Source organism: Thermosynechococcus sp. QKsg1, assembly GCF_031586415.1.
Classification (GTDB): domain Bacteria; phylum Cyanobacteriota; class Cyanobacteriia; order Thermosynechococcales; family Thermosynechococcaceae; genus Thermosynechococcus.
In genome coordinates this window covers 301,584-319,339 of sequence record NZ_CP134200.1, presented here as the reverse complement: position 1 = coordinate 319,339, position 17,756 = coordinate 301,584, and the positions used below count along the sequence as shown (strand labels likewise).

General features: G+C 53.4%; 16 protein-coding genes. 10 read left to right on the top strand and 6 right to left on the bottom strand.

Annotation, left to right across the window (positions count from 1 at the left end):
- Window positions 1-13 precede the first annotated feature (13 nt).
- The 8 genes from RHP47_RS01530 (at window position 14) to RHP47_RS01495 (ending at window position 8,839) form a co-directional block, all read left to right on the top strand.
- Window positions 14-904, top strand: a complete 891-nt coding sequence (locus RHP47_RS01530) for a glycosyltransferase (protein ID WP_310841383.1) — start codon at window positions 14-16, stop codon at window positions 902-904.
- A 34-nt stretch (window positions 905-938) separates the two neighbouring features.
- On the top strand, window positions 939-1,901 hold the full coding sequence (locus RHP47_RS01525; protein ID WP_310840878.1) for a glycosyltransferase family 2 protein: 963 nt from the start codon (window positions 939-941) through the stop codon (window positions 1,899-1,901).
- Between the two features lie 15 nt (window positions 1,902-1,916).
- Window positions 1,917-2,954, top strand: a complete 1,038-nt coding sequence (dusB, locus tag RHP47_RS01520; protein ID WP_286668877.1) for a tRNA dihydrouridine synthase DusB — start codon at window positions 1,917-1,919, stop codon at window positions 2,952-2,954.
- Window positions 2,955-3,227: 273 nt separating this feature from the next.
- Window positions 3,228-5,483, top strand: coding sequence for a formate C-acetyltransferase (gene pflB, locus RHP47_RS01515; RefSeq protein ID WP_310840876.1), 2,256 nt, complete (start codon window positions 3,228-3,230; stop codon window positions 5,481-5,483).
- A gap of 37 nt (window positions 5,484-5,520) precedes the next feature.
- Window positions 5,521-6,372, top strand: a complete 852-nt coding sequence (locus tag RHP47_RS01510) for an alpha/beta fold hydrolase (RefSeq protein ID WP_310840874.1) — start codon at window positions 5,521-5,523, stop codon at window positions 6,370-6,372.
- Window positions 6,373-6,396: 24 nt separating this feature from the next.
- Entirely contained in the window at window positions 6,397-6,618 is a 222-nt protein-coding gene (locus RHP47_RS01505; protein ID WP_149817527.1) for a sulfurtransferase TusA family protein, read from the top strand.
- On the top strand, window positions 6,615-7,661 hold the full coding sequence (gene rsgA / locus RHP47_RS01500) for a small ribosomal subunit biogenesis GTPase RsgA (RefSeq protein ID WP_310840872.1): 1,047 nt from the start codon (window positions 6,615-6,617) through the stop codon (window positions 7,659-7,661). Before RHP47_RS01505 ends, rsgA begins: the two co-directional genes overlap by 4 nt.
- Window positions 7,661-8,839 (top strand): glycosyltransferase, encoded by a 1,179-nt coding sequence (locus tag RHP47_RS01495; RefSeq protein WP_310840871.1) that lies wholly within the window; start codon window positions 7,661-7,663, stop codon window positions 8,837-8,839. The genes rsgA and RHP47_RS01495 overlap by 1 nt, the downstream gene beginning before the upstream one ends.
- Here RHP47_RS01495 and RHP47_RS01490 read toward each other — a convergent pair.
- The gene (locus RHP47_RS01490) at window positions 8,821-9,873 is read right to left on the bottom strand and encodes a TrkA family potassium uptake protein (protein ID WP_302679727.1); all 1,053 of its coding nucleotides are present in this window, start codon (window positions 9,871-9,873) and stop codon (window positions 8,821-8,823) included. The two genes, RHP47_RS01495 and RHP47_RS01490, sit on opposite strands and share 19 nt — an antisense overlap.
- 306 nt (window positions 9,874-10,179) lie before the next feature.
- Here RHP47_RS01490 and RHP47_RS01485 point away from each other — a divergent pair, with 306 nt between their 5' ends.
- Window positions 10,180-11,520: a hemolysin family protein gene (locus tag RHP47_RS01485; protein WP_149817518.1), complete on the top strand. Its 1,341-nt coding sequence runs from the start codon at window positions 10,180-10,182 to the stop codon at window positions 11,518-11,520.
- Here the strand turns inward: RHP47_RS01485 and RHP47_RS01480 are convergent.
- The 4 genes from RHP47_RS01480 to ureA form a co-directional block, all read right to left on the bottom strand.
- On the bottom strand, window positions 11,517-13,757 hold the full coding sequence (locus RHP47_RS01480; protein WP_310840870.1) for a DUF3488 and DUF4129 domain-containing transglutaminase family protein: 2,241 nt from the start codon (window positions 13,755-13,757) through the stop codon (window positions 11,517-11,519). The two genes, RHP47_RS01485 and RHP47_RS01480, sit on opposite strands and share 4 nt — an antisense overlap.
- 221 nt (window positions 13,758-13,978) lie before the next feature.
- Window positions 13,979-14,254, bottom strand: a complete 276-nt coding sequence (locus tag RHP47_RS01475; RefSeq protein ID WP_149817514.1) for a MoaD/ThiS family protein — start codon at window positions 14,252-14,254, stop codon at window positions 13,979-13,981.
- Window positions 14,255-14,304: 50 nt separating this feature from the next.
- Window positions 14,305-15,603: a threonine synthase gene (gene thrC / locus RHP47_RS01470; protein WP_310840869.1), complete on the bottom strand. Its 1,299-nt coding sequence runs from the start codon at window positions 15,601-15,603 to the stop codon at window positions 14,305-14,307.
- Between the two features lie 173 nt (window positions 15,604-15,776).
- Window positions 15,777-16,079, bottom strand: a complete 303-nt coding sequence (gene ureA / locus RHP47_RS01465) for an urease subunit gamma (RefSeq protein ID WP_149817510.1) — start codon at window positions 16,077-16,079, stop codon at window positions 15,777-15,779.
- Between the two features lie 69 nt (window positions 16,080-16,148).
- Here ureA and RHP47_RS01460 point away from each other — a divergent pair, with 69 nt between their 5' ends.
- A complete protein-coding gene (locus RHP47_RS01460; protein ID WP_286626284.1) occupies window positions 16,149-16,706 on the top strand; it encodes a 5-formyltetrahydrofolate cyclo-ligase in 558 nt (185 codons plus the stop codon).
- On the opposite strand, the gene RHP47_RS01455 is transcribed toward RHP47_RS01460, so the two are convergent.
- Window positions 16,703-17,602: a CoB--CoM heterodisulfide reductase iron-sulfur subunit B family protein gene (locus RHP47_RS01455; protein WP_310840868.1), complete on the bottom strand. Its 900-nt coding sequence runs from the start codon at window positions 17,600-17,602 to the stop codon at window positions 16,703-16,705. The two genes, RHP47_RS01460 and RHP47_RS01455, sit on opposite strands and share 4 nt — an antisense overlap.
- Window positions 17,603-17,756 lie beyond the last annotated feature (154 nt).

Genomic DNA, 17,756 nt, shown 5'->3' with positions numbered 1-17,756 from the left:
TTAGTTATTGTTAATGATGAATATACACAACAGTCCGACTATTTCAGTTATTTTACCAGTTTTTAATTCTGACCAATATATTGAATTAGCTATAAATTCTATTCTTAATCAATCCTTTAATGATTTTGAACTCATTGTTATTGATGATGGTTCTTCAGATAATTCCTTTGAAATTTTATCAAATTATGCAAAACTTGATGCTCGTATTCATTTAATTCGTCGGGATAATCAAGGTTTGATTTATACACTGAATCAAGCAATTGAACTTGCTAAGGGTCAATATATCGCTAGAATGGATGCAGATGATTTGACTTTACCTAACAGGTTAGAAAGTCAACTTGAATTTCTAGAAAAAAATAAATTACATCTTTGTGGCTCATCTGTTCAGCTCATTGGGGCAGCGATTGGTTCTTGGCACTATCCTCCTTCCCATGAAGGTTGCGAAATTGAATTGTTATTTGGTGTACCTTTTGCCCATCCATCTGTAATGGGTCACTCCAGTGTTTTCAAAGAACTGAGGTACTCCTCTGAGTGGTCACTGGTGGAAGATTATGATCTCTGGCAGCGGGCATGGGCGGCAGGGTTCAAGATGGGAAATGTCCCAGAGGTACTTCTCCAATATCGAGTACATCGCAAACAAACCTCCAGCCTTTATCGTCGGCAGCAAGCTCAAAATAGTCAACGGATTCGTTCGCGCCACTGGCAACAACTGCTGACGGCAAAGCTAGGGATTTTACCAACTGAGGCTCAAGAAGCAGAGAAAGACTTGTGGAAAACATTTCAACTCCTGCGGCAGTTAAAGCAATGTTATAAAGGAACAGAAGCAGAAAAAATTCTCCACCATGCATTCCCGCGCCTTTGTTCCCACCGTTTTCATAGTTGGGTTTTAGATAGAACAAGCTAGTTGAGTAGCTCAAGACCACATTTCTGGAGTGATCATGTTTTTTAGTGTCGTAATTCCTACCTATAATCGCTTGCCCATTCTAGAAAAGTGTATTCGCGCGATCGCCCATCAAACGTGGAATCCAGACTTAGGCATTGAGGGCTATGAGGTCATTATTGTTGACGATGGCTCAACAGACAACACCATTGAGTGGCTTGAGGCACATCGTGAAGCGTTTCCCTGTGTCCGCTGGCTTCAACAGGAACATCTTGGCCCTGCGGCTGCCCGTAACTTGGGGCTTCAGGTGGCTCAGGGGGACTGGATTATTTTTATCGATAGTGATTTGGTAGTGACGGAAACGTTTTTAGAAGCCCATGGGAAGTGCTTAACCCAAGAAAAAGAACGTCTTGGCATTGAGGATATTACTCAGGTTCCTGCTTTTTCCTATGGCCGTGTGATTAATACCTGTAACTTTGAAGACCCCACCTCAGAACCCTACAAAATCATTGATTTTTCAGCCGCCTATTTTGCAACGGGGAATGTGGCGATCGCCCGCCATTGGTTGGAAAAAGCAGGCCTCTTTGATACCCAGTTTCAGCTCTACGGCTGGGAAGATTTAGAACTAGGGGTGCGCCTCAAGAAATTGGGTTTGCGATTACTGAAGTGCCCCGAAGCCGTTGGCTACCACTGGCATCCCCCCTTTTCCCTCAGTCAAGTGCCCACCCTGATTCAGAAAGAGATTGAAAGGGGACGAATGGGGGTCTTGTTCTATAAAAAGCATCCCATTTGGGAAGTGAAGCTCATGATTCAAATGACGCCCTTTCACTATTTCCTTTGGGCCATCCTATCCCTCGGCGGCATTCTCAATGAAAAAACACTGGCGCCCCTGTTGCAATGGCTGATTAACATCGGTCGCCCTCAAGATGCCTTGGAAGTGGCTCGCATCTTTTTGAACTGGTATAATGTGCGGGCAGTCTATTCAGCCTATCAAGAGCAAACACCGCAGCAGCAGCATTGAGCTTTCGTGGGAGCTATGTCAACCCTGTCTCCAGAGCTAAAAGCCCGTTTGGCAACGCCATTGCAGATTGGCTCTGTTACGGTCAATAGTCGGGTCTTGCAGTCCCCGTTGGCCGGGGTAACTGATTTGGTGTTTCGGCGATTGGTGCGCCGTTATGCCCCCGACTCAATGATGTACACGGAGATGGTCAGTGCTTCGGGGTTGCACTATCTGAAAACATTGCCCCGGATCATGGAAGTGGATGCCAATGAGCACCCCATTAGTATTCAGCTTTTTGACTGTCGCCCTGATTTTCTAGCAGAAGCAGCGATAAAGGCAGTGGCTGAAGGGGCGGATACGGTAGATATCAATATGGGCTGCCCCGTGAATAAAATTACGAAGAATGGCGGTGGTTCTTCGCTGCTGCGGGATGTGCAAACGGCAACAACAATTGTGCGGACGGTCTCCAAGGCGGTGCCTGTGCCGGTTACGGTCAAAACCCGCATTGGTTGGAGCGATCAGGAGATTAATATCCTTGACTTTGCCAAGGCGATGGAAGATGCTGGCGCGGCAATGATTACGGTTCATGGGCGAACCCGTGCCCAAGGCTTTAATGGCCCAGCCCGCTGGGAGTGGATTGCGCGGGTGAAGGAGCGCGTCAGTATTCCCGTGATTGCCAATGGCGATATTTTCTCGGTAGAAGCGGCAGTGCGCTGCTTGGAGCAAACCGGCGCAGATGGTGTGATGTGCTCGCGGGGAACGATGGGTTATCCCTTCTTGGTGGGGGAAATTGATCACTTTTTGAAAACCGGGGAATTGCGGCCTGCGCCAACGGTGGTTGAACGTCTGCACTGTGCGCGGGATCATCTCATTGCCCTCTGGGAATACAAGGGGGAACGGGGGATTCGCCAAGCGCGTAAACATTTGACGTGGTACGCCAAGGGCTTTGCTGATGCCGCAGAACTGCGCAGTGAATTGTGTCGCATTGAAACCCTAGAGGCTGGTTTAGCCCTGCTGGATGTAGCAATTGAGCGGTTGCAAAATGCCCAAGAAATGAGGGCGATCGCGGCCTAAAGCAATGAACAGAATGCTTTACTTTTTGCAAAAATCAGCCCCTAGATTATAGGGAGTATAATGAAAGTGTAGGCGTGAGCAGGCCGAAAAAGAGTGATGAGGCTTGGCCTACAAAAAGTTCATTTGCATTTCTCGTTTGATCGCAATCGCTTAATCTCTTGCGTATTTTCTAGCATTTGCAGTTAGCAGGTTCTTGCTGGTTTGAAGGGGCGATCGCTATTGGTGAAGGGCGATCGCGAGAAATTGCTGCACACTTGATGAGGAACATTGATTATGAACTGTACACGCTACACAGAATTGCCCGAAGCGGCATGGCGAGAATTTACGGGTGGTGATTGGGTCGATCGCATTGATGTGCGCGACTTTATTCAACGCAACTATACCCCCTACGCTGGGGATGCCTCCTTCCTCACAGGCGCTAGCGATCGCACCCAACAACTATGGGCAAAAGTGCGCGACCTGATGGCACTAGAGCGCGAAAAAGGCGTCCTTGATGCCGATACCAGTGTCCCCTCTTCGATTACAGCCCACGCACCGGGCTACATTGATCGCGAGTTGGAGCAAATCGTTGGCCTGCAAACCGATAAGCCCCTGAAACGGGCGATTATGCCCTTTGGTGGCATTCGCGTTGTTGAAACCTCCCTCAAGGCCTACGGCTACGAATTGGATCCGCGCACGAAGGAAATCTTCACCAAATATCGCAAAACCCATAACGATGGCGTCTTTGATGCCTACACACCCGAAATGCGCCGCTGTCGTAAATCGGGGATCATTACGGGACTGCCGGATGCCTATGGCCGCGGTCGGATTATTGGTGACTATCGCCGCGTGGCTCTCTATGGGGTAGATCGCTTGATTGCCGACAAACAGGCACAGCAGGCTTCCCTAGAACTGGATGTCATGGACGACGAAACCATCCGCCTACGGGAAGAACTCTCAGAGCAAATCAAAGCCCTCAATGAACTCAAGGAAATGGCCGCCAGCTATGGCTTTGATATTTCGCGGCCAGCGGCCAATGGCAAAGAGGCGATTCAGTGGCTTTATTTTGGCTACCTTGCGGCTGTCAAAGAACAAAACGGCGCCGCCATGTCCCTTGGGCGGGTCTCCACCTTCCTCGACATTTACTTTGAACGGGATTTGCGCCACGGCACAGCCACAGAAGCTGAAATCCAAGAATGGATTGACCACTTTGTGATGAAACTGCGGATGGTGCGCTTCCTGCGGACGCCGGAATACAATGAACTCTTCTCTGGCGATCCCACATGGGTCACGGAATCCATTGGTGGCATGGGTCTTGATGGTCGCCCATTGGTGACGAAAACCAGCTTCCGTATTCTGAATACGCTCTATACCCTTGGGCCTGCCCCCGAACCCAACTTGACGGTGCTGTGGTCGGAAAACTTGCCAGAGGCCTTCAAACGCTTCTGCGCCCAAGTTTCCATTGACACCAGTTCGATCCAATATGAAAACGATGACTTGATGCGTCCCTACTGGGGCGATGACTACGCGATCGCCTGCTGTGTCTCGGCGATGCGGGTCGGCAAACAAATGCAATTCTTTGGGGCACGGGTGAATTTAGCCAAAGCCCTGCTCTACGCAATCAATGGCGGTCGGGATGAAGTCTCTGGCCAGCAAGTGGCACCGATGTTTGCGCCGATTACGGGCGACACCCTGAAGTGGGAAGAAGTCCTACCCCGTTTTGAGCAGATGATGGCTTGGTTGGCAAAGGTGTATGTCAATACCCTCAACGTCATCCACTACATGCACGATAAGTACTGCTACGAGCGGCTGGAGATGGCGCTCCACGATCGCGATGTCTTTCGCACCATGGCCTGTGGTGTGGCGGGTCTATCGGTGGTGGCGGATGCCCTCTCGGCCATTAAGTACGCCGAGGTGAAAGTGATCCGCAATGCCGAGGGCTTAGCGGTGGACTACGAGATTAAGGGTGATTTTCCGAAGTACGGCAACAACGACGATCGCGTGGATAGTCTCGCGGTGTGGGTCGTGGAAACCTTCATGAATGAAATCCGCAAACACAAAACCTACCGCAATGCCGTGCCTACGCAGTCAATCCTGACGATTACCTCCAACGTCGTCTATGGCAAGAAAACCGGCAATACTCCCGATGGCCGCAAAGCCGGTGAACCCTTTGCACCGGGCGCTAACCCCATGCACGGTCGCGATACGAAAGGGGCGATTGCCTCACTGGCATCCGTGGCCAAGTTGCCCTATGTCCATGCCCAAGATGGCATCTCCAACACGTTCTCCATCGTGCCCAGTGCCCTTGGCAAGACACGGGAGGATCAAATCAGCAACTTGGTGAATCTGCTGGATGGCTACATCCACGACCAAGGCTTCCACATCAACGTCAACGTGCTTAACCGCGAAATGTTGTTGGATGCCATGGATCACCCTGAACTGTACCCCCAACTCACCATCCGGGTGTCGGGCTATGCGGTGAACTTTATCAAACTCACCCGCGAACAACAGTTGGATGTGATTAACCGCACCTTCCATGAACGCTTTTAGGCTCATCTTTAGGCTCTTTAGGCAAACTGCCGCCTAGATGAACGTCGCGTCCTCTACCTCGGTTGCTCTAGCGATCGGGGTAGATTTTTTCTATGTTGGTAACGTGTGGCATGCAACTGCATTGATTCATCTCGTCAATCGTCCCTTTTTCCACAGACACCCTGAGGGCGATCGCGCCTGCTTGTTACTCCATGGCTTGGGGGGTGGGGTTTATGAACTGCAACTTTTGGGAGAGGTTCTCTACAAAGCAGGCTGGACGGTTCAGGGCATCCTCTATCCGGGGCACGATCGCCCCACTCCCCAAATGCCCGCCTCGACATGGCCGCAGTGGTATGAGGCAGTAGTGACAGCCTTTAAGACCTTACGAGACAGCCATCGCACGGTTGCCGTGGTGGGCTTTTCCACTGGGGGAACGCTAGCCCTTCATCTTGCCTATGAGTATGCCGTTGATTCTCTTGTACTCCTTGCCCCCTTTTTGCGCATCTATCGGCCTTGGTTTTGCCCCGTCGCTCCAGAGAGGCTTGTGCAGTCCCTTGGCCAGTGGATTCCCTTTGTGCCTCGGCGCAGCCTACCAATCCGCGATCGCCCCCTACGCCAAGCAGCAGAAGCCGCCTGCTTTTTCAAAAGTTTTAATCTCCAAGCGGTGCGCAGTGCCCTCGACCTGATTGCCCAAGTGGAGCGGAAACTGCCAACCATCACAGCTGAAACCCTGATTCTGCAAAGCCTTGCTGACACGGTCGTTGACCCCCAAGGGGCGCAGAGGATTTATGAACAGCTGGGCAGTGCCCACAAGGAATTGCACTGGCTCAAGGAGTCGGATCACTTGCTCCCCCTTGATGTCGAGCGAGAGCAGGTATTCGCCAAGGTGGTCGCCTTTTTGGGAAGATAGTTGCAGTTGGTTACTTGCCCTGCCATGGAAACATTGGATCTACGGGGAACGCCCTGTCCTTTGAACTTTGTGCGCACAAAACTGCGACTGCAACAGTTGCCCCCCCAGCAGCCCCTTGAGGTCTGGTTGGATGCAGGAGAACCCATTGAGCAGGTGCCCGATAGTTTGCGCATGGCGGGCTACGATGTCCTTGGGATTGAGCCACGGCAGGACTATTTTGCCCTTCAGGTGCAGCGTCCGGCATGAGTGATCTGGTGGGCTTGGTGCGGGCTGTTCAGGCCAATTACTACCGTGTCCGCCTGCAGGAAGCCACCAATGGTATTGAGGAGTTACTGTGTGTACGCCGCGCCCGCCTCAAGAAGATGGGGCAACAGGTGTGTGTGGGGGATTGGGTAGTGGTGAGCCATCCCGACTGGCAAGGACACCGCGGAGCGATCGCTGAGATTTTGCCCCGCCGCAATCAATTGTCACGCCCAGCGATCGCCAATGTCGATCAAGTGTTGCTCCTTTTTGCCTTGGCTGACCCTCCTGCTGATGTCCATCAAATTAGCCGCTTTCTCTTGACCGCCGAGGGATTGAATGTCGAGATTCAGGTGCTTTTCACCAAAGCGGATTTAGTTTCTGCGCAAGAGCAACAGCAGTGGCGCGATCGCCTGCATCAATGGGGCTATCACTGCCATGTCCTCAGTCTCACCCAAGGAAGCGACTGGCAACATCTGCATCCCCACCTCGCCGATAAGATTACAGTTGTCTGTGGCCCGTCGGGGGTAGGCAAAAGTAGCTTGATCCGCCATCTGACACCTCGGGAAGATATTCGCGTCGGTGCGGTCTCGGATCACTGGCACCGGGGGCGGCACACCACTCGCCATGTGGAACTCTTTCCCCTGCCAGCGGGGGGCTGGATTGCCGATACACCGGGCTTTAATCAACCCGAACTGCCCCAAGACCCCCAGCAATTGGCGGCGGCTTTTCCGGAGATTCGCCAACGGCTGAGCAAGGATCGGTGTCTCTTTGATAACTGTCGCCACGATCAGGAACCGGGCTGCTGTGTACGCGGTGATTGGGAGCGCTACCCCCTCTACATTGAGTATTTGCATGAGCTAGAAACAATGGCCAGTTCAGAGCCATCCTTAGGGAAGGCACCCCCAGTGAAGGCCAAGAGTGACCGCCAAGGGCAGCAGCGCCTTGAACCCCTCTTGGATCCGAAAAAATATCGCCGCCGATCGCGACGGCAGCAACATCAGCACCTCAATCCTATGGCTGAAGAAGTCCTCGATAGTGAACTGTGATGACCATATCCCCTGTGTTAACCCTCATCCTGTTGAGTGTAACGGCCCTTTCCCTTGTGATCTGGCTGGTTTTGCTGCTGTTTTGGGGACAGTTTTGGCGCCCGGATCAGCGGCTACAGGGGGGAGACCTCAGGGCTTGGCCAAGGGTGGTGGTTGTCATTCCAGCTCGCAATGAGGCGGCGGTGATTGGCACCAGTGTGCGATCGCTCCTCGAACAGGACTACGAGGGAACCCTACACCTGATCTTGGTGGACGATCAAAGTGACGATGGCACAGGGGACATTGCTCGCCAAACGGCTTTGGAACTGGGCAAGGGCGATCGCCTGACGGTCATCGAGGGCGCACCGCTTCCTTCCGGCTGGTCCGGTAAGCTCTGGGCACTGTCCCAAGGCATTGAGGCCGCCCGTGCGTTTGATCCCGATTACTTGCTGCTTACAGATGCCGATATTGCCCACGATCGCCAAAATTTGCGCCAATTGGTCGCCCACGCCCGTCAGCAAAACTGTGCCCTTGTCTCGCTGATGGTGAAACTGCGCTGCCAAAGTATTTGGGAAAAATTGCTGATTCCCGCCTTTGTCTTTTTCTTTGCTAAGCTCTATCCCTTCCCTTGGGTCAACGATCCACAGCGATCAACGGCGGCTGCAGCGGGGGGCTGTATTCTGATTGATCCTGTGGCGCTGGACAAGATTGGTGGCATTGCCTGTATTCGCCATGCCCTGATTGATGATTGTTCCTTAGCTGCCGCTGTCAAACAAGCCGGCTACCGCATTTGGTTGGGGCTGACACCGACCACCGTGAGTCTGCGTGCCTACAATACGCTCGGCAGTATTTGGCAGATGGTGGCTCGCACCGCCTATACGCAGTTGTCCTATTCACCGCTCTTGCTGGTGGGAACCGTGATTGGCATGACACTGGTGTATTTGTGGGCGCCCCTTGCCCTTGCTATCGGTCTGATCAGTCAGTCGCTGCCCTTAGCCGTCATGGCGGGACTCACTTGGGGGAGCATGGCGATCGCCTACGGGCCAACGGTGCGTTTCTATGGCCTCAATGGCGCTTGGGCGCTGACACTGCCGCTGATTGCCTTCCTCTATACGCTGATGACACTGGATTCGGCGCGGCGCCACTGGCAAGGTCGGGGTGGTGCTTGGAAAGGACGGGTTTATCCCCGCAAGTCATAGATGGGGCGATAGGCCATGACAATCAGCGTGTCAGTGGGGTCAAGACTCTGAAAGTCTGAGGGACGAGGGTTGAGCAACACCTGTTGATTTTGGCGGCGAATCCCGATCAGGAGCAGCGGGTTCTCTGGATGGCGGCTACTGTACTCACTCATCCAAGCACTGAGGGCAGCAAAGGAGAGGCCACAGAGGGTCGTGGGATAGTACCCCGGCTCAATAAAGTAGAACTCATTGGTGTGATCAGAATAGGTCAGGAGTTGGCGATAGACCTCGGACATTTGACGAAAGAGGGCACTTTGGGCCAGAATCCCAGAACTATAGTCCTGACTCAAAATCACTTCATCCACCCCCGCTTCCTTGAGGTGGCGCTGGCGATCGCTATTCACCAATTCGGCCACCACATGAATATCCTGCTCTTGGCCAGGGGTTTTCTCTAGGTGCTTTACCGCAAGGGCAATGAGGGCATTTTTTTCATCGGGAGCTTCCATGTCGGCATCCGCAAGCAGAATAATGGCTTTGGCTTGGGGGGCATTGAGGCGCTCTAGGGTGCCATGGTGGGTAGGATCCCCTTGTACTACAAAGACATCCGGGCGCCCTTGGAATTCAGGATCCAGTGCAATCGGTTCAGCACATAAAAGCACAATGTCGCGGGGATGGTAGACGTTGGCGGCAATCAATTGGCGGAGCACAAGGGGCGCCTTGGCATTCCAGTTGCAGATAATAATGTGGTTGCTAAAGGGTTTCATGGGTAGGGTTTGGCTAAGAGCTTGGGTGACAAAGTAGGCGGAAAACTTGCCAATCAGGGCACCAAAGGCAAAGGTGCCAAAGAGCAGTAGCAGCAGCTGCAGAACTTGCCCCAGCAGGGTGCGCGGGCGATCGGGATACTCCCCCACCAAGGTAATCACTGCATTACTGAGGGTCTCCCAAGTGCGGCTCGGCGACTGGAGTGCCTCTTCACTCCAGAGGAAAGCCACAATTAACAGCACCAGAATCGCGATCGCCCCTAGGGTAAGGAAGCGTTGAAGTCGCTCGTGCATTGGTTGGCGAGGGAAACATCACGTCTATTCTAAGATTCCGCCCCCTTGTAGAGTCTCCCAGATTCCAGTATCCTGACTGCTATACAACCCTTTTCCCTAAGGATGGAACCCCCTCGAAACAGCCAAAACTGCTTAATGACCCAATCACATCCCCTCAACAGGTCGATATCACTGGCAGAGGGGCGATTTATTCAGCATGATAGAAACAACATCGGCAGTAAAGGAGCAGTCTCTTGAATAAGCCTGACGACCCACAATGCCGACTCAGACTGTATATCTGGGGTTCCCCCTAGAAGAATAGCTGCAATGTCTGCCGCTGCCTTAGAAATTTTACTTGTGCTGCTGCTCATTATCGCCAATGGCATTTTTGCTGGTGCTGAAATCGCAGTGGTCTCTGCACGCAAAGTCCGCCTTGAGCAACTGGCAAAACGGGGTCAACGCAAGGCGAAGGCAGCCCTAAAACTCGCCAACTCCCCGAATAATTTTCTCTCGGCTGTACAAATTGGGATTACCCTGATTGGGATTCTCAGTGGTGCCGTGGGCGGTGTCACCCTTGCCCAGCGGTTACAGGCTGTCCTCAGTCCCGTGCCATGGTTGGGTCAATACAGCCAGCCTTTGAGTATTGCCCTTGTGGTGACGGGGATTACATACCTTTCCTTGGTGATTGGCGAACTGGTGCCCAAGCGCATTGCCATGACGTACCCCGAGGCGATCGCCTGCAACATTGCCAAACCCATGACATGGCTGACGAAATTAGCGGCTCCGATTGTGCATTTACTCAGCGTCTCCACAGATACCATTCTGCAAGTATTGGGCATTGCCACCATTGCCGACCAAACGGTTACAGAGGATGAAATCAAAGTCCTGATTGAGCAGGGGGCACAGGCGGGTCTCTTTGAGGTGGCGGAGCAGGACATGGTGGCGCGGATTTTCAACTTGGGCGATCGCCCGATTCAGTCGATCATGACCCCCCGCACCGATATTGTGTGGCTGGATATTGAATCTTCCCTTGAAGAAATGGAGGCGGAAATCCTAGCCAGTTCCCATTCGCGGTTTCCCGTGGCTGAAGAAACCATTGATCACTGCTTGGGAATTATTTCAGCCAAGGACTTTTTGGCCGCTCGTCTCACCCAGCAAGAGATTGACCTGCGCCAGCTTTTGCAACCAGCGCTCTTTGTTCCCGAAGGCCTACCGGCACTTGATGTCCTTGAACTCTTTCGCCAATCGAGTCAACACATTGCCCTGATTACTGATGAATACGGGGGCATCGAAGGGCTGGTGACGCTCAATGATCTCACGGAGGCGATTATTGGCACACTGCGCCACGACGAGGGGGAAGAACCGCAAATTATTCAGCGGGAGGATGGCTCTTGGCTGTTGGATGGGTTGCTCTCCACCTATGAACTCAAGGAATTGCTGCGGCGGGAAAGTTTACCTGAGGAGGACACGGCCAACTACCACACCCTTGGCGGGCTAATCATTACGCTATTTGGGCGTATTCCCCAGTCGGGAGATTACATTGAAACCGATGGCCTGCGCTTTGAAGTGGTGGATATGGATGGCAACCGCGTGGATAAGGTGGTGGTGACCGAACTAGTGAGCGATGATGCCCTCGCCGATGACAGCAACCCCAAGGACAAGGATTAACGACGGCGCAGATCCGCTACCGTGCGTTGCAGCGATCGCCAGCGTTGTTGTCGCAGTTGATTCAGGGCGCGTTTCAGGGGTGGCAAGGGGGGCTGATCACCACCATAGCGCCAAGCCCCATAGGCCTGCGTCAGGGTTTCAATGGCTCGCTGACTGACGGCATCAAGACGGCCAGCGGTTTGCAGCGATCGCGCGTATTCCCACGGCGTTTGATTGGGTCGCTTCGGTAATCCCTGCTGGGCGAGACCATCGAGCATTTGTACATAGAGGCGGGCGATCGGCGGCAGTTTTTGCAGGCGTTGACGATATCGCCACGTCTGGAGAGCGTACCACAAACCCCAGACCACAATGACGCCACCAAAGAGCATCAAAATCCCTTGGACAATCCCCCCCAGCCCTTGGCTAAACAGATCAAAGAATTTTTGCAAAGCAGTTTCGAGGGTAGCAAAGATAATGCCAAAAAATCCCGTCACCGGGGTCGGCAACCATCCCGTGACCCACTGCCAAAACTGCTGGAGGACGCTAAAGGTCTGATCTACCTCTAGGGTGGCTGGATAGAGATCGTGCCCCGGAATTGGATCAAAGAGAAACCAGCCCAAATTGGGAAAGTAGGCTTCCGTCAGGGCATAGGCATCGGTATTGCGAACCACATACAAGCCCGTGAAGGGGTTAAATTCCCCCGTTCCTAAACCGGTGACCAAGCGCGTGGGAATGTCAATACTGCGCAGTAGCAGTGTCAACGCCGTGGAAAAGTGATCGGGATAGCCGCCGCGCCACTCAAACAGAAAGGCTGCGACCAAGTCTTGATCTTTGCCTAGTTCGGGAATGTCGGTTTTCAGGGCATAGGATTGCTTCAGGGCTTGGGTGAGGTAGAGAGCTTGCTCGTAGGGTTCGGGAATCGAGCGATCGGCCTTGGCAAGGAGGTCTTTGGCCAGTGCTTGCAGGCGTGGTTTCAGGTCAGGGGGCACTTCAAGGTAGGACTGATAGCCTACGGTGTGATTTAATTTTGGCGCTCTGCGCAACAGAGAGCGATCGCGCACGGGCACTTGGGAAATCACAGAATAGGTCAGCCCTTCGGGCAAGGGCACTGGCGCACGCAGGCCACCATCGGGGTCACGGGCAATTTCACGGGTGGGAAAATAGAGTTCGCGGGGTTCGTAGAGATGGGGAATCAGGTTACTAAACTCAGAGACAATGGTATAGGTCTGAATCACCTCCCGCGTCGGCATTTGGGAGAGTTGTTGTGGCAGCAGATAGCGAAAACTCCAAGGGGAACGCCGCAGCACTTCTGTCTCATCGTTGCGACTAATGCGCCAACCCCGCCCCGTATATTTGTCAAAGGCAAGGACGCGCCAAAAGCCGGGGGCTTGCGATCGCACCCGCATTAACTCCCTAGGCGTCATGCTCCCGCCAAAGGTCTGATCAATCTCGGAGCCAAAGCCATAGTAAAAGTTCGGGTCAAAGGTTTGATTGGCCAGTTCCTCGCCGACACCGCCACCACCACGGCCACTGACATAGCCCGGATTGATCACCCGGGTTTGGTCAAACTCCCCTGCCACTTGAATTTCAGCACTGACAGGCAAGGTGCGAATCTGATAGCCAGGGAAGCGCGGCAGCAGCACAAAGACCACCATCCCCAAGCCAAGAATCAGGGCAAAGAGGCCGACCCATTGCCGCCAAGGCAAGGCCAAGGCTTTCAGGGTGGTGGAGAGTAAGCCAAGGCGCGAGCGGTAGTCAAGGACGAGTACAGGTAGGGCGATCGCCAGAAAGATCACAAGAAACAGCCCAAAGGTCATGGTTTGACTGAGGGTGGCCGCCACACTAATTAAAATCAGGGCAATCACCATCGAGTAGCCCAAATCTTTGCGGCGGGGCAAGTCAAAGCTATGGAGCACTTGCAGTTGAATCAAGAGTTCCGTCAGCAAAATCCGTGAATCTTGGTTCAGTGCTGCCAACCGCCCCAAAAAGACCGCTAATGCCGTCAACATCCCAACGGCGATCGCCAGCTTTGCCACCACATTTTTTTGTCGCCGTGCCCACCAACTCCAACTAAAGCCGGCAATGGAGAGGGGAACCGCCCAGAGACTATTGGCAGTATCCGCCGCCACATCGGTTGCCACCAAGCCAACAATCACCATGCCCAAGACCCCTAGGCGCAGCAGGAGGGAATCCTCAACATCTTTGGCGGGAGCCAACATTGGAGAATTGGCAATGGGTTGCAACCAAGACTGAAACATCGGACAGCAGCGGCAAACAGTGCCCTGATCCTAACAAATCTCTTCCCAAGAAGCGGTGGATACCTTGGCGGCGATCGCGTCCTCTATCAGCGGCTTGCAGCATGGCTTAAAAATCAGCCCCTGACGGCGCAAATTTACACCGAAGAGGAACTCAGATCGCTTCCTTCCCCCAGAGCTAAAATCAGCGTTCAATCATCTCAACAGGAGCAAATTCCTCTTGCTTAGCCGCCAGCGATCGCGGGAATGATGCTGACTTCGTCGCCATCCTTGAGGGGCGTTTCAATGCCATTGAGGAAGCGAATATCCTCATTGTTGACGTAGAAATTGACGAATCGCCGCAGTTGGCCACTTTCATCACAGAGGCGCCCTTTAATGCCGGGGCAGTCCTGCTCTAGCTTTTCCAGAAGCTCGGCGATCGATTGGGCTTGGCACTCCACCGTTGCTTGATCGCGGGTGAGCTTTTGCAAGGGAGTGGGAATCAAAACAGTAACAGCCATAGACCTCTACAAACCATCCATAAATTTCAACACAGCGTCGGGAAAACCGACTAGACCAATACCGGTTGCCAATCCAACCGTTCGAGGGTGCGCGATCGCTCCAAGGCGCGCTCAAAGCTAGCCAACTTGGGTTCGATCGTCAGGGGTTGACCAATGTCGTTTTGCACCGCCTCTTGGGTTTTCAGGCCATTGCCCGTGATATAGACCACCGTCACCTCCTCAGGGTCAATTTTGCCCGATTCCACCAATTTTTTGAGAACGGCAATTGTGGTACCGCCAGCGGTTTCCGTGAAAATACCTTCCGTTTCCGCCAGCAGCTTAATGCCTGCCACAATTTCTTCATCGGTGGCCGCAGCGATCGCCCCATTGGTTTTGCGGGCAATCTCTAGGGCATAGACCCCATCGGCGGGGTTACCAATGGCAATGGACTTAGCAATGGTGTTGGGCTTCACGGGTGCCACAAAATCCCGCCCCTCGGCATAGGCTTGAGCAATGGGGGAGCAGCCCATCGCTTGGGCACCACTACAGCGCACGGGTTTATCCGCCACCAGACCCACTTCCACAAATTCGCGGAAGCCCTTGTAAATTTTCGTGAACAAAGAGCCAGAAGCCAAGGGAGCCACAATGTGGTCAGGAAGCTGCCAGCCCAACTGTTCAATCACCTCATAACCGAGCGTCTTTGACCCTTCCGAATAGTAGGGGCGCAAATTGATATTGACAAACCCCCACCCGTGGGTATTCGCCACTTCCGAACACAGGCGATTCACTTGGTCGTAGTTGCCCTCAACGGCCATCACCGTTGGCCCATAGATGAGCGTCCCCAAGACCTTACCCGCTTCCAAATCCGCTGGAATAAACACACAGCAATCTAGCCCCGCATGAGCTGCGATCGCTGCCGTTGAATTCGCCAAATTGCCGGTACTGGCACAGGAGACTGTCGTAAAACCCAATTCCCGCGCCCGCGTCAACGCCACCGATACTACCCGATCCTTGAAGCTCAGGGTGGGCATATTCACAGCATCGTTTTTGATGTACAGATGCTTGAGTCCGAGCCGCCGAGCCAGCCGCTGGGCTTTGACGAGGGGAGTCATCCCTGTGCCCACATCAATGGGGTTGGCCGATGTCACAGGCAAAAAGGGACGGTAACGCCAAATGGACTTTGGCCCCGCCTCAATCGTGCTGCGCGTTACGGCTGCCGCCAATTGGCTCAGATCGTACTTCACCTCTAGGGGGCCAAAACAGTATTCGCAGACATGAATGGCTTGGGGTTCGTACTCTGCGCCACACTCTTTGCATTTGAGGTGGGTAAAGTAGGCGGTGGCGGTGGTGGAGCTAAGGGTTGCGGTCATGGGTGTCAGACTGCCTCAGACAAGTTGTTGACCATCCTAGCAGGGGGCGATCGCCCTGTCAAACATATCCGACTATTTTTATCGGGATTTGAATGACTGCAAAATTCTTTCCGCACCCCTTGGGAATGCGTTGCTAGTCATTGGTTGGCGCTAACTTGAAGCGTTTTCAGACGTCAGCGAATGGGGGTATGCCCTGTCACCAGCTTCGTGCTATCGGGAAATGTTGCTTCGACTTGTACTTCTGTGAGCATTTCTGGCACCCCCTCCATGACATCGTCACGGCTGAGCAGTGTTGTGCCATAGTTCATCAAATCAGCAACTGTGCGCCCCTCCCGCGCCCCTTCCAAAATGGCAGCAGAAATATAGGCCACTGCTTCGGGATAATTGAGCTTGAGACCCCGTGCTTTACGACGTTCGGCCACAAGAGCGGCGGTAAAAATCAGGCGCTTGTCTTTTTCTTGGGGGGACAGTTGCATCGTTCCTCAGGCTAAACACTCACTTTGGCCTCTATCTCTTAACTTGTGGCTTTGGTGCCCAGAAAATCAATGAGCGATAAAGTCAAACTGCGACAACACTATCTTGAATGGCGGCAGCACTTGAGCGATCGCGAGTGGCAAGATCGCAGTCAGCGCATTTGTCAGCACTTGCTTGATCATCCCCAGTTTCAACAGGCAACCACAGTGTTGACCTATGTGCCCCATCGCCGCGAACCCGACTTGCGCTTCCTCTGGTCACTCCCGAAACAGTGGGGCTTGCCCCGTGTCGTGGGTCAGGATTTGCGGTGGCATTGTTTTAATGGCAACCAAGACACTCTCCAGCAAGGACGCTATGGCCTTTGGCAACCGCCCCCCGAAGCGCCCCCGATTGATCCAGCGTGTGTTGATCTCTGCCTAGTGCCTGCTGTTGCCTGCGATCGCCAAGGGTACCGTCTCGGCTATGGCGCCGGTTTTTTTGATCGCCTCTTTGCCCACCCCGATTGGCAGCACGTGTGTCGCTGGGGAATTGTCTTTGAGTCAGCCCTTCTAGCAGAATTGCCCCGTGATCCGTGGGATCAGCCACTGCAAGCTATCTGCACTGAATCAGGCCTCTTGGAAATCAGCTAAAGCCCTAGTTTTGCCAACACCGGTTGCGTTGAAACCACATGTTTTCTCAAACCCAGTTCCTCAGGACGCAGGCCAAGGGCTAGACCCACCAGTTGCGGCAAATGGAGAATCGGCAAATTGAAGGCAACTCCCACCTGCTGGGCAATTTCTGGTTGGCGAGCATCCAGATTCAAATGACAGAGGGGACAGGGGGTGACAATGCAATCCGCGCCATGGGCGATCGCGCTCTGGAGTCGTTGTGCTGCCATGGCAAAACTGGCCGCCGTCGCATAGCTGGAAATGGGCCAACCACAGCACTGAGTGCGTCCCTCATACTCGATGGGGGTAGCCCCAACTGCCTCAAAGACCTGTTCCATTGAGGTGGGACGAATCGGGTGATCAAAGGGCAGCCTCTCTTGGGCGCGCAGGAGATAGCAGCCATAAAAGGCCGCACAGCGCAGTCCCTTGAGGGGGCGGCTCACGCGATCGCGCAACTCGTCAATGCCCACATCGCCGACAATCGCCCAGAGTAAATGCTTCACTTCTGTGGTGCCTTGGTAAGGAGCGCAGCCCTGTTGCGTCAACACTTGGTTAATTTCTGCCACGTACGCCGGGCGATCGCGCTGAAAAGTTTTCAAGCGTTCATCCACATGGCCAATCACCCCCTGACAGGTGCTGCAATGGGTCAACAGGGGCAAAGCCAACTGTTCGGCAAGGGCAATGTTGCGGGCATTGACGGTATCTTCTAGCAGCCACGAATTTTCCTTAAACGTGCCTGAGCCACAACAACTGGCTTCCTGCAGTTCCACCAGCTCGATATTCAACAGGGGGGCGATCGCCCGCGTTGAGAGGTCTAATTCCCGACAGGCGCCTTGAGCCACACAACCAGGATAGTAGGCATAGCGTAAAGCAGACATACAACTTGAAACGCCTAAAATCTGCTCCTAGTCTAGCCAATCATCACAATCACTCGTGTGTCCTACTGCTCAGGTATAATCCTAGGATTTAGAAACCAATCCTTGTTTTTTAGTCAAAAGTCCGTGTTACCATAAACCAATTTCTTGCAGTTCT